This is a genomic window from Arthrobacter sp. zg-Y1110, from assembly GCF_025244865.1.
Lineage (GTDB): Bacteria > Actinomycetota > Actinomycetes > Actinomycetales > Micrococcaceae > Arthrobacter_B.
In genome coordinates, this window is record NZ_CP104272.1 from 1,415,505 (window position 1) to 1,428,236 (window position 12,732).

Consider the following 12,732-nt stretch of genomic DNA (forward strand, 5'->3'; position numbering starts at 1 on the left):
GAATTGCCGGAATCTGGCAGATTCCTGCATATGAAACTACTGATTCTGGGCGGAACCGCCTGGCTTGGCCATCAGACCGCCGTCGCCGCGCTGGCCGCAGGCCACGACGTCACATGCGCCGCCCGTGGAAGCTCGGGCGAGCCGCCGGCTGGAGCGGATTTCCTGCGGGTGGACCGCGACGCCGACGACGGCCTCGCAGCCGCCGCAGGGGAGCAGTGGGACGCTGTCATCGACGTCTCCCGCCAGCCCGGACAGGTGCGCCGCTCCGTCCGCGACCTGAGGGCCGCCGGGGGCTTTTACGTGTTTGTTTCCACCGGCAACGTCTATGCCGGCCAACGGGAATTCGGCCAGGAGGAGGACGCCCCGCTTCTGGCACCCCTGGCGGCAGACGTTATGGACAGCATGGAAAGCTACGGTCCCGCCAAGGTCGCCTGTGAGCAGGCCGTCGCTGCAGGCTTTGGCGCCGGCTCCCATGCCCTGGTCCGTGCCGGGCTGATAGGCGGCCCGGGGGATACCTCGGGGCGCAGCGGATACTGGCCGCTGCGTTTCGCCCAGGGCGGCCCTGTCCTCGTGCCGGATGTGCCGGGACAGCCTACGCAGCTCATTGACGTCCGGGACCTGGCGCAGTGGCTCGTGCAGGTGGCTGAGCAGCGGACCGCCGGAGTGTTCAATGCCGTGGGGGAGACGGTGCCGTTCTCGGAGCACCTGGCCGAGGCAGCGGCGGCAGCAGGAGTCGGGGAACCAGATGCACCGAACTCCCGGGTGGCAGAATCACCCCTTCCACGGATCACCGTCCCGGCAACGCCGCAATGGCTCCGCGAGCAGGGCGTGAACGAGTGGTCCGGTCCCCGGTCGCTGCCGCTCTGGCTGGAAGATCCGGACTGGCACGGCATGAACGCCCGGTCCCATGCACGGGCGCGTTCCGCCGGACTCCGGCTTCGACCGCTGCGGCAGACGCTTAAGGACACCCTCGCCTGGGAGGAAGCCGCCGGCGTCGGACGTCCGCGTGGAGCGGGACTCACCCCCGCGGAAGAACACGACCTGCTGGCCCGGCTGGCGGACGCGGCTTCCCTGCTGCCGGAAGGGAGCTAAGGGCAAAACAAGCTAAGGGCAAAACAAAAGGGCCCCCGGTAAGGGGGCCCTTTTGGTGGAGAATCGGCTAGCGTCCGCGGGTTGCCTTGCGGTCCGGACGGGCGCGGTAGGGGTCGATGCCCTTGGGGATCGGCAGCCGGGTGCCAAGCGCCGAGAGCCGCTTGTTGACGGTGGCGACTTCCTGCTTGGTCAGTGCCTTGGGGAGCTTCTTGGCCGTGGTTGCCACCTTGGACAGCGGAACCTGGCCCTCGCCGCGGCCGGTGTGGATGACCGTGATCGGAACCTTGGGGACGATCCGGTTCATCCGGCGCCGTTCGCCGTCGGCAAGTGCCTTGGCGCGGGCGGGCGAACCTTCGGTGACCAGGACGATGCCGGGACGGCCGATGGCCCGGAACACGGCTTCCTGGGTCCGGGGGTTCACGGCGACGGGCTGTTCCTCAAGGATCCAGCCGCGGCGCAGCACGCTCAGGGCAGCGCCGGAGGCTCCCGGCTGGCCTTCAATCTGCGTGAATGCCGCCCGTTCTGCGCGGCGGGACAGGATGAACACTGCCGCGAGCAGGCCGAGCGGGATGGCGATGATGAGCATCGTGATCCAGTTGTCGATCAGGAAGCCGATCAGCAGGCCCACGGCGATGATGCCGAGGAACGCGCCGATCATCAGCCACACGACGTTGGGATCATTGCGCCGGGTCATCTTGAAGACCTGGGCAATCTGCTTCATGCGCCCTTCCTTCTTGGGCTTCTTTTCCCCCTTCGGCTTGCGGGAAAAGACGCCTTTGCGGGCGCTCTGGGATGCGTCTGAATCGGTGCTTTTGGCCATAATGAGTTCATTCTACGTGATGTAAGGCGTGCGGTTAGGAAGGCTGCACGGTTAGGCGGAAGTCGGGGACGCAGGGGTTGGCGCAGTGCCCGGGTAACCGGGCCGCCGTCACCCGCGGGCGAGGATGGAGGAAGCTTCCTGGAGCGTGCTTCCCGAATCCTCGATGTGCGCCAGCTGCGGAGGAAGCTCGCGCCCCTTGCGGCGCATGGCCCCGGCCCAAAGCCTTCCGGCACGGTAGGAGGACCGAACCAGCGGGCCGCTCATCACGCCGAGGAAACCCAGTTCCTCTGCCTCGGTGCTGATCTCGACGAATTCCTGCGGCTTGACCCAGCGATCCACCGGCAGGTGGCGTTCGCTGGGACGCAGGTACTGCGTGATGGTGATCAGGTCGCAGCCGGAGTCCTTCAGGTCCTTCAGCGCGCCCGAGATTTCCGCGCGCGTCTCACCCATCCCCAGGATCAGGTTGGACTTGGTGACCATGCCCATGTTCTGGCCCTGCGTGATGACGTCCAGGGACCGTTCGTAGCGGAAGGCGGGGCGGATGCGCTTGAACAGGCGCGGAACCGTTTCCACATTGTGGGCGAAGACCTCGGGCCGGGCTTCGCAGATGTCGATGATGTGCTCCACTTTCCCGGAGAAGTCCGGAATCAGGATCTCGACGCCGGTGCCGGGGTTCAACTCGTGGATTTTCCGGATCGTTTCGGCATAGAGCCAGACGCCCTCGTCCGCGAGGTCGTCGCGGGCCACACCGGTGACCGTGGCGTAGCGCAGGTTCATCTGCTGGACGGAGCGTGCCACCTTGGTGGGTTCCATCAGGTCCAGCGGCGAGGGCTTACCGGTGTCGATCTGGCAGAAGTCGCAGCGCCGGGTGCATTCGGACCCGCCGATGAGGAACGTCGCCTCGCGGTCCTCCCAGCATTCGAAAATATTGGGGCAGCCCGCTTCCTCGCAGACCGTGTGCAGGCCTTCCTTCTTCACCTGCTTCTTCAGCTCCACGTATTCAGGGCCCATGTCTACCTTGGCCTTGATCCATTCGGGCTTTCGTTCCACGGGGACGGCGGCGTTGCGCTGTTCAATGCGCAGCAGGCGCCGGCCTTCAGGGGCGAGGGTCACAGCAGGGCTCCTTTCGGCCGGCTGCCGGCAGGGAGGGCGCCGATGCCGGGGAAGTTCTTCGAGGGGGTGGTGCCGGTCAGGTCCGCCTCACGGGCGGCAAGTTCGTCTTCCACTCGGGCGACGACGTCGGCCGGGGACACTGCTTGTCCCGTCTCGACGCTGATCGACGTGGTGCCCGCGTCGCTGATACCGCAGGCGATGATCTGGCTGTAGGGGGCCAGATCGTTGCTGCAGTTCAGTGAGAATCCATGCATGGTGACGCCCTCGTGGACGCGGATCCCGACGGCTGCAATCTTGCGGTCCGGACGCCCGAAAGGTTGCCCGTCTCCGCGGATCCACACACCCGAACGCCCTTCGACGCGGACGCCCGGGATTCCGTAGTCCTGCAGCACGCTGATGACCGCCGCCTCCAGGCCGTCGACATAGGCCAGGACGCGTGCGGGATCGGCGAGCTTCAGGATCGGATATCCCACCAGCTGTCCCGGACCGTGCCAGGTCAGCTTCCCGCCGCGGTCCACGTTGACTACTTCAGTTCCGTCGAAAGGCCGCTCGTGCGGCTCCGTACGCCGCCCGGCGGTATAGACAGGGGTGTGTTCAAGCAACAGCACCGTGTTCGGTGCCTTGCCCTCACGTACCTGCCGGTGCAGTTGCTGCTGGAGGTCCCAGCCTGCTGAATATTCCACGTAGTGCGGAGACAGGCCTACGCGGGTGAACTCCAAAGCCATGGCCACTAGCCTAGACCCCCGCAGACGTAATGTGGACCACACTTCAGGGCTGCTCGGCCGGGGGTGTTTTCCTGGTCTTCCCGCTGGTTTAGCTACCTTGTGGATAACTGCTCCGCGGCCTGGGTGGAGGGTAAGACTTTGCTTTTATGGACACGACCCAGCCGGCGGAACATCCCGCGACCAGTGGCGGCATTCCAGTACCTCCCGCACCCGAGGTGCCCGGTTTCCGGGTAGAGCGATTGCTGGGAGTGGGCGGCAGCGCCGCCGTGTGGCTGGTGCGGGACGACGACGGCGCTCCGTTCGCCCTCAAAGTCCCGGTAACCGGGGGAGACGGGGCGCTGAACGCCTTCGAAGCCCGACGGGAGGTGAATATCCTTGCCCGCCTGGAGCACCGGCATCTGCTGCGGATGCACGCGGTGGTCGAGACGAATCACGGCGCGGGCCTCATCTGCGGATACGCGGCCGGCGGCAGTGCTGCCGGTCTGGTGGCTGCCCGGGGGCCGGTGCAGCCCGGAGAAGCGGTCAGTATCCTCGTGGGAATAGCCGAAGCCCTGGGGTACCTCCATTCCCGGGGTGCGGCCCACGGGGATGTTTCACCGGGAAACATCCTGTTCACTTCCGAGGGCAGGCCGCTACTGGGGGATTTCGGCTCGGGACGGCTGCTGGGAGAGCCGGGGGCGCAGCGCCTGGGGACACCCGGGTTCTCTGCGCCGGAGAGCACGGACGATGCAGAGCCCGGGCTGGGTGCGGCAATGGATATGTATGCGCTGGCCGCCGTGGGCTGGTTTCTGCTAACCGGACGGACTCCTCCGCCCAGCCGCGACCGTCCCCCGCTGTCGATCCTGGTACCGGATGTGGGCCGGGAGCTGCCGGCACTGCTGGAGGCGGGATTGGCGGAGGATCCTGCCGATCGGCCCGCAGCCGACGAATTTGCGGCGGCAGCGTACCGTGGCGCTCCGGCGCTGCCGGTAGACCTGGTGGCCGCAGTCCATCCGGATGTTCATCCCGAGCTGCTGACGCGCCGGACCGGCTCCGCCGGATCCGGGACGGAGAAACGGAAGCGCCGGCGGGGCAAGCGGGGTCCGTCCGGAGTAGTTGGAGGAACGGAACTGGAACGGGGCCGCAGCAGGGCACTGGGGCGAAGGCGGGGGCGCGGACTAAGGCAGGCGCACGGAGGAAGGCAGGCGCGTGGAACGGGCGGGATGCCGGGTGCAGCGGGAAGGGAATGGTGGGGAAGCGGTCGGCGGGGGAACGCTTTGCCAGGCGGCGGGGCTGACGCGGATAGGGCACCGGCTGTTCGGGAGCGGAGCATCGAAGGAAATGCCGCGCCGGACCAGGCACTGAGGACCCGCAGGGACGCTCAGGGCACTGTACGCGGCCGCGGATCCCGCAGTTCCCCCATGAGTAGCAGGGTGTTCCCCGTGGCAGCCGCGGTGGTGGTTGCTGCTGTCCTGCTTCTTGCCGGGATAGCGCTCGCCGCCCCTGATCTCCTGCGTGCCCGTGGTGCCGGTGCCCCGGATAAGTCCCCCGGCGGTTCCCAGGCGGCTGCCCAGGACACCTCAGCTCCTGCGCCGGCACCAACGCTCGAAGCCTCAACACCCGAAGCTCCAACACGACCCGCACCGGTGGACCCCGCAGAAACCGTGGAATCGCTCCGGGCAGTGACCGCGGCTGAGGATCCGGCACAGGCGCTGCCCGCGCTCGCCGAACTACGGAGCCGGGCCTTTACCAGTGCGGACCCGGCGCTGCTTCACTACGTGAATGCTCCGGGGTCGGAAGCGCTGCAGGACGATCAGGAGCAGATTGCCCGGCTCGCTGCTGAAGGGCATGCCCTGTCCGGACTGGTCACGGAAGTAGCCGTGGTGGACGGCAGCGGGGCTGCCCGGGCGGCGCAGGGAACAGCAACGGCGGAACTGCGGGTTCGGATGCAGGTTTCCGGCTACACGCAGGTAGACAGTGCCGGTGCGGTGCTGCGTTACGGGCAGGCACAGCAGCAGGAGGTGCTGCTGGTGCTGGTGCGAAGCGGGGGAGAATGGCGGATCAGCCGGATCCTGGCTCCGCCATGAGGCAGCACGCTACACGGACAAGTCAGCGGCGAAAGATAGGATCGTCACATGAGTCCAACCGCATACCTCCGTTACCCCGACCTGCACGGGAACCTCGTCACCTTTGTCGCCGAAGACGATGTCTGGATGGCTCCCGTGAGCGGTGGCCGCGCCTGGCGGGTTTCCGCGATGCAGCTGCCGGCCCGTAGCCCGAAGTTCTCCCCGGACGGAACCCGGCTTGCCTGGCAGGTGGTCCAGGGCGGGGCACCTGAAATCGTCACGGCAGACGTCGACGGCGGGGACTTCCGGCAGCTGACCTTCTGGGGCAGCCAGAGCACCCGCCTGAAGGGATTCAACTCCGCCGGAGAGGCCATTGCCACGTGCTCCGTGGAACAGGAAGATAACCGGCTCCGCTGGGCCTTCGCGGTTCCTCTCGACGGGTCGGCGCCGGTCAAGCTCCCGTACGGCCCGGTGGAAACCATTGCCGAGGGGCCCGCAGTCGGCGACGAACGCCCGATGGTGATCGGCAGCCTGCTCACCCGGGAGCAGGCATGGTGGAAGCGCTACCGCGGCGGCACCGCAGGAAAGCTCTGGATCGACGCCGACGGCAACGGGGAATTCCTCCGCCTCGTGCCGGAACTGGACGGCAACCTGTCGGACCCGATGTGGATCGATGGCCGGGTGGTCTTCCTTTCGGACCACGAAGGCTACGGCAACCTGTACTCGGTGACACCCCGGGGGGAGGATCTCCGCCGGCACACCGACTTCGAAGGATTCTATGTTCGGCACGCTTCCTCCGACGGCAGCCGCATCGTGTTCGAATCCGCGGGACGTATCTGGCTCCTTTCCTCGCTGGACGCCGAAGCAGAGCCGCTGGACATCGTCCTAGGCTCGGCCGGCACTGCCCGCCGGCCGCGTCCGCTCAACGTCGCAAAGCACCTGTCAGCGGTTGTTCCTGATACCAAGGGAACCGCCAGCGTGGTGGAGAGCCACGGAACCCTGCACTGGCTGACCCACCGGGACGGGCCGTCGCGCGTGATCGAGGCAGATTCGACCGTCCGCGCCCGTCTGGGCAGGCCGTTGGACAGCTCCCGCGCCGTGTACGTGGCGGACCGCAACGGCGAGGAAGCGATCTACATCAAGGACGTTTTCGCCGGGCTCGGCACGGTTGCGGCCACTCCGGCTGCCCAGGCAGGAGTCTCCGAAGGGATTCCGGCTGCCGGTGCCGGTGAGGACAACGGTTTGGTTCTGCCCAGCCCGGTGTCCGCTTCCGGAGCTGCCGTTTCGGCCGTTCGGGAAACCGGTAGCAGGGGATCGGGGCACGACGGCGGGACGGAGAGCGCCGAACCGGCACCTACAGGAGCACCAGGGGATTCTGCGGCCGCTGCCGCGACCATCCGGGTAGGGTTCGACCGCCCCACCCGCGTCAGCCAGCTCGTTCCCAGCCCGGACGGACGGCACGTAGGCGTCTCCACCGAATACGGTGAGGTGTTTGTGCTGGACGTGGCGACGGCCGAGCTGTTCCCGGTTGCGTCTTCCGACTTCGGGGCCGTCGACCAGCTGGCTTTCTCACCGGACTCGCAGTGGCTCGCCTGGGCTGAACCGTCCAGCGGCGAAGGCCGGTCGCGGATCCGCCTGCGGTCCGTGCGGGATGCAGCAGCGCCCGTAGTGGATATAACCGACGGCCGGTTTAGCGACCATGATCCTTCGTTTACCACCGACGGCCTTTATCTGGCGTTCCTTTCGGAGCGCAGCTTCGACCCGGTGTACGACACCCACCGGTTCGACCTCAGCTTCCCGTCCTCCACCAAACCCTTCCTGGTGGCACTGGCCGCCGGGACGCCTTCGCCGTTCGGGCCGTCGGTATCCGGTACTTCCGCAGCAGCCTCCAAAACCACGGCGGCGTCCGGAACCGAGGCAGACACGTCGCAGGACACGGTGCCGCCTGTGCAGGTGGACGCCGAGCGGATCGGGGACCGCCTGATTGCCGTGCCGGTACCCCAGGGACGCTACGAAAAGCTCCGGGCTGCAGAGGGTGGACTTCTCTGGCAGTCCTCGGACATCTACGGGGTGACCGGTGACGGCCGCGCATCGGCAGCGGACCGTGATCCGGCCGCCAGGCTGGAGCGCTTTGACCTGGAGAAGAAGGACGTATCCGTCCTGGTTGCGGCGCTGGACGATTTCGAAGTCAGCGGCGACGGCACCAAGGTGGTGCTGAAGCACGAAGGCAGCGTCCGCATGGTTCCAGCAGTTTCCCGAGTGGAAGAGGACTCGGCCGAGAACATCCGCGTGGACCTGGAACGGATCCGGATCCGGATTGATCCCGTGAAGGTGTGGGGACAGGCCTTTGACGAGGCCTGGCGCCTGCAGCGCGACTTCTTCTGGGCCCCGGACATGGGCGGGCTCGATTGGGAAGGTGTCCATGCCCGGTACCGTCCGCTGGTCCAGAACCTCGGAAGCCATGACGACCTCGTGGACCTGCTTTGGGAAATGCACGGGGAACTCGGCACTTCCCACGCCTATGTCACTCCCGTTCCGGTCACCGAGCAGGGCTCGGGCGGTCAGGGTTTCCTCGGTGCGGATCTGCGCCCCGGCGCCGGCGGCTGGGAAGTGGTGCGGATCCTCGGCGCCGAGTCCTCGGACCCGGCGGCCACGTCTCCCTTGAGCGCGCCGGGTGCCGACGTCCACCCCGGTGACGTCATTGCCGCAGTGGACGGGCAGCCGGTTCCCCCGAACGAGGGACCGGCCGTCCTGCTCGCCGGAGCAGCCGGCAGGACTGTCGAACTGACTGTTGTGTCCGCCGGCAGCGACGGTGCGCCGGAACAGCGGCGGATCGCCGTCGTTCCGCTGCGAAGCGAGGAACGCCTGCGTTACCAGAACTGGGTCAGCGCCAACCGCCGCCTCGTGCGGGAAGCCTCCAACGGTGAGTTCGGCTACCTGCATATCCCCGACATGATGGCCAACGGGTGGTCCCAGCTGCACCGGGACCTGGATCAGGAAGCGTCCCTGCGTGGCCTGGTGGTTGATGTCCGGCGAAACCGGGGCGGACACACGTCCCAGCTGGTTGCCGAGCTGATCGGGCGGAAGGTCACCGCGTGGAGCGTTCCCCGCGGCGGCACTCCCACCCCCTACCCGGCGCATGCGCCTCGCGGCCCCGTAGTGATCCTGACGGACGAGTTCGCCGGGTCCGACGGCGACATCGTCACCCAGGTGTCCAAGCTGCGCGGCATCGGCCCGGTCGTGGGCACGCGGACCTGGGGCGGCGTCGTCGGAATCGACGGACGTTTCAACCTGGTGGACGGAACCATGGTGAACCAGCCGAGGCACGCCTACTGGTTCACGGGCGGTGTCGGCTGGGACGTGGAAAACCGCGGAGTGGAGCCGGACATTGAGGTGGCCTTCCCGCCGCACGCCTATGTGGCCGGGGACGACCCGCAGCTGGAACACGGTGTGGGCATCCTGCGCGAAATGCTGTCTGAGCTGCCTACGGACGAGCCCCCGGCCATGTCCGGCTACCGTAATCTCCAGCCCGCTCCGTTGCCGAAGCGGCCCCAGGAGAACACGGAAGAGGCGGACCCGTCCTTGCCTGCACCGGTGAGTGCCGGTACCGGAGCGGACGGAACGAGCCGGGACAACCGCCACTAGCCACCACATAGGCTACGGAAAACCCGGTTTATGGGCCCGGACCGCTGCACCAGCGGTCCGGGCCGTTCCGCACGGTGCCCCGGTCATGGAACGCGGCAGGCCGGAGACATACCCGATTGGCGCCGCACAGTGGACCAAGGCCTGCCTGCCGTTGAAGACAGGAAAAGGCAGGAGTAGCCTCAAACGTGGGGAATTTCCCCCGATTCCCCGCGAAACCACGCCTTATTCTCAGGCGTGGCCCCGGACAACCCGTGCACGTGTCCTGCCAAGCAGTCCGCGCCGATGCCACCCATCCTCGAAGCAAGGAATGAGTACCGGAATGCGCCCACAATACCTGCGCTGGGGCCCCATCGGACTGGTCGCCCTCGGAGGCGGAGCCGGTGCTGCCAGCCGCGAGGGCCTGTCCCTGGTCATACCGAACCTCGGTGAAGTGCCGGTGGCGATCCCGATCATCAACGTGGTCGGTGCCTTTCTGCTCGGCTACCTCTACGAGGCTGTGACCCGCTTCGACAGGTCGGGCCCGACCGGGAAGAACCTCAAACTGCTGCTCGGTACCGGCTTCTGCGGCGGCTTCACCACTTACAGTTCGCTGGCCACCGACACCGCTGTACTCTTTCGCGACGGTTTTCCCTGGACCGCCATAATCTACGCCCTCGGCACGGTAATCGTCGGTGCCTGCGCCACTTGGGCGGGCATCGCCGCCGCAAGCGGTCTCCACGCCCGCGGCTCGGACCCGCAGCATAAGCAGGAGGATGCTTCATGACCCCCGGAATTTTCCTGCTGCTGGCGCTGGCCGGCGGGGTAGGTGCAACGGTGCGGTTTGTCATCGACGGACTCATCCGAGCCCACCTCAAGACGCGGTTTGCCTGGGCGACGACCATCATCAACGTCTCCGGTTCCGTGGTGCTCGGCCTGCTCACCGGCCTCACCATCGAGCACTTTGTGTCGACCGACCTCAGTATCGTGATCGGGACCGGCTTCCTCGGCGGCTACACCACCTTCAGCACTGCGAGCTACGAGACGGTGCAGTTGATTAAGGAGGGCCGCTACGGTGCATCCTTCATCAGCGGTATCGTCATGCTCGTGCTCTCAGTGGCGGCCGCCGTGATCGGCCTCTGGGTGGGTGCCTCGGTGTAGGAAGAAGCGAAGCACAAGGGGCGCTTATGTGCGCTTGGCGGCGGGAATGTAGTGGGCGATGACCAGGAACACCCACGTTGTGAGAATGTACGGCCAGGTGTAGGTGGGAGCTGAAAGATCATGCATGATCACTGTCACCACCGCAGTGACCACCGTGCCGATCACGGCCAGAACCCACGAGAGCGTGCTGCTGCGGAGGAAGACCACGGCGAGGGCAATCGCGGTGAGGACACCGGAGTAGCCGGCCAGGCCGTTCGCGGTCTCGGTCAGGTTCTCGCCCATTGCCAGCGCGCACAGGCTCCCCACCACGCTGCCAAGGAGCCCGGCCAGCCCCACTTTCCAACTCGCCACGAACAGCCCGAGCAGAATGAGGGCTCCCGACCATTCGTTGTTGATCAGCACCACTTCGGACACATTCGTCAATAACGAGCGGACGAAGGCCAGCGGCTCCGAGTCGATGGTGGCCGACGGCGCCGAGGTCACGTGCAGTGCCTCCGTGCTGAGCAGAATGCCCGTCGCCACGATGCAGAACGGTGCCGTCGTGGACGGCAGGGAGAACACCCTCAGCGGTGTCCTGGTGAACAGCGCAACCACCAGCCACGTCACCGTGGCACACAGTAAGCCGCCGATGAGCGCGATGGGATACGCCGCCCACTGACCCCCAATGGTTGAGAACGTCGCAGCCCCAGCGAGGGCCCCGCAAAAACCCTGCAGGCCTGATGTCACCGAGGACGGGTCGGCCTTGAGCAGGCGCCCTCCCACTGTGTTTCCCGCGCAGCCAATCAGCACAAGCACGGCCATGCGCCAGTCGGCCACAACGAAGGCAGCCAGAATAAGCAGAGCGGTGTAAATGTTGCTTTGGAAAAAGATCTGCGATAGCCCTTGGCCCCACCCCTTCAGCCAGCCAGCACTCGAGATGGATGGGTTCGGCGAGGCCGCACTTGCGCTGCTCATCCTTGCTCCGTTCGCGGGGCGTCGTCAGGCGGCGAGCCCTTTCCAGGCCTCTGCCTCAACTCCGGCCCGCCGGGCGCGGTTGAGGCGCCAGATGCGCCCGCCCCGCCTGCCAGCGCCCATCGTTCCTCCACATGGCCCAACCGCCAGTAGGCGGTAGAGGTCAACCAGACCAGTATCAGCGTGGCCACGACAATGTAGCCCACGTTCTCAAGGTCGATGGCGGCTACCCAGCCGGTGAGTGGATCCCTCAGCCCGAGCTTCTCATTCAGCAACCCGACCAGCTCAATGCCACCGATCATGACGGCAATCATGACTGAGAGCCCGGTAATGGTGAGGTTGTAGTACAGCTTGCGAACCGCGTTGACGCTCGCCCAGCCATAGGCTTTCACCATGACGGCTGAATCGAGGGTGTCGAACAGGCTCATGCCTGCGGCAAAGATCAGGGGCAGGCAGAGGACGGCATACCAGGGAAGCCCCGTCGCTGCCCCGGTTCCCGCCAGCACCAGCAGGGCAATCTCGCTGGCGGTGTCGAAGCCGAGCCCGAACAAAAAGCCAACGGCATACATCTTCCCCGGGCGGTCGATGGTACGAAGCATCGGCCGGATGAGGCGGCTGATGAGGCCGCGGCCCTGCAGATGCCGCTCCAGCTCCAGCTCGTCGAGGTCGCCGTTGCGCGAGGCCCGCCAGACCTTGAGGATTCCGATGAACGCGACGGCGTTGATGAGTCCGATGAGCAGCAGGAAGACCCCGGACACCACCGTGCCGAAGACTCCGAGGCCGGCGCGTACACCGTTGCCGTCATCGCTGAGCCCTACCGCCCAGCTCACCCCGAGGGCCAGAAGCGCAGCCATCAGGAACACAATGGTGGAGTGCCCCAGGGAGAAGAACAATCCGACCCCGGCGGCCGGCTTGCGCAGGTCCACGAGTTTGCGGGTGGTGTTGTCGATCGCAGCGATGTGGTCGGCATCGAAGGCGTGCCTCACGCCGAGCACATAGGCCACCACGGCGATGCCAACCCCGAAGACCGAGGAGCCCAGCTGGAGATGCAGCGGTTCGACCAGGAAGAAGAACAGTCCGAAGCCCGCGATGTGCAGCAGCGCGACCGGAATGAAGGCGAGCACCACCTGCGCCCGGTAGGAGCGTCCCGGGCCCACAGCCTTCTCTTGCGTGTTCGCTTGTTCACTCACCGTTAGACCCCTCT

General features: G+C 66.6%; 10 protein-coding genes. 5 read left to right on the forward strand and 5 right to left on the reverse strand.

Annotation, left to right across the window (positions count from 1 at the left end):
* Window positions 1–30 precede the first annotated feature (30 nt).
* Window positions 31–1,092, forward strand: a complete 1,062-nt coding sequence (locus N2K99_RS06510) for an NAD-dependent epimerase/dehydratase family protein (protein WP_227933269.1) — start codon at window positions 31–33, stop codon at window positions 1,090–1,092.
* Window positions 1,093–1,159: 67 nt separating this feature from the next.
* Here N2K99_RS06510 and N2K99_RS06515 read toward each other — a convergent pair whose 3' ends face one another.
* From N2K99_RS06515 to lipB, 3 genes are all read right to left on the reverse strand, one after another.
* Window positions 1,160–1,912 carry a DUF4191 domain-containing protein gene (locus N2K99_RS06515; RefSeq protein WP_227922537.1) on the reverse strand — a complete coding sequence of 251 codons (753 nt, stop codon included), beginning with the start codon at window positions 1,910–1,912 and terminating at the stop codon, window positions 1,160–1,162.
* A gap of 108 nt (window positions 1,913–2,020) precedes the next feature.
* Window positions 2,021–3,025: a lipoyl synthase gene (lipA, locus tag N2K99_RS06520; protein ID WP_227933270.1), complete on the reverse strand. Its 1,005-nt coding sequence runs from the start codon at window positions 3,023–3,025 to the stop codon at window positions 2,021–2,023.
* The gene (lipB, locus tag N2K99_RS06525; RefSeq protein ID WP_227922532.1) at window positions 3,022–3,750 is read right to left on the reverse strand and encodes a lipoyl(octanoyl) transferase LipB; all 729 of its coding nucleotides are present in this window, start codon (window positions 3,748–3,750) and stop codon (window positions 3,022–3,024) included. Before lipB ends, lipA begins: the two co-directional genes overlap by 4 nt.
* Window positions 3,751–3,896: 146 nt before the next feature.
* On the opposite strand from lipB, the gene N2K99_RS06530 reads away from it, so the two are divergent.
* The 4 genes from N2K99_RS06530 (at window position 3,897) to crcB (ending at window position 10,577) form a co-directional block, all read left to right on the forward strand.
* Window positions 3,897–5,816 (forward strand): serine/threonine protein kinase, encoded by a 1,920-nt coding sequence (locus N2K99_RS06530; RefSeq protein ID WP_227933271.1) that lies wholly within the window; start codon window positions 3,897–3,899, stop codon window positions 5,814–5,816.
* Between the two features lie 48 nt (window positions 5,817–5,864).
* Complete coding sequence (locus N2K99_RS06535; RefSeq protein WP_227933272.1) at window positions 5,865–9,440, forward strand: S41 family peptidase; 3,576 nt, start codon at window positions 5,865–5,867, stop codon at window positions 9,438–9,440.
* 319 nt (window positions 9,441–9,759) lie between these two features.
* A complete protein-coding gene (locus N2K99_RS06540; RefSeq protein WP_227933273.1) occupies window positions 9,760–10,203 on the forward strand; it encodes a CrcB family protein in 444 nt (147 codons plus the stop codon).
* The gene (crcB, locus tag N2K99_RS06545; protein WP_227922523.1) at window positions 10,200–10,577 is read left to right on the forward strand and encodes a fluoride efflux transporter CrcB; all 378 of its coding nucleotides are present in this window, start codon (window positions 10,200–10,202) and stop codon (window positions 10,575–10,577) included. Before N2K99_RS06540 ends, crcB begins: the two co-directional genes overlap by 4 nt.
* Before the next feature lie 24 nt (window positions 10,578–10,601).
* On the opposite strand, the gene N2K99_RS06550 is transcribed toward crcB, so the two are convergent.
* Together N2K99_RS06550 and N2K99_RS06555 are read right to left on the reverse strand one after the other, a co-directional pair.
* On the reverse strand, window positions 10,602–11,531 hold the full coding sequence (locus tag N2K99_RS06550) for an urea transporter (protein WP_227933274.1): 930 nt from the start codon (window positions 11,529–11,531) through the stop codon (window positions 10,602–10,604).
* Window positions 11,528–12,718, reverse strand: a complete 1,191-nt coding sequence (locus tag N2K99_RS06555) for a HoxN/HupN/NixA family nickel/cobalt transporter (protein ID WP_227922519.1) — start codon at window positions 12,716–12,718, stop codon at window positions 11,528–11,530. Before N2K99_RS06555 ends, N2K99_RS06550 begins: the two co-directional genes overlap by 4 nt.
* Window positions 12,719–12,732: the final 14 nt, after the last annotated feature.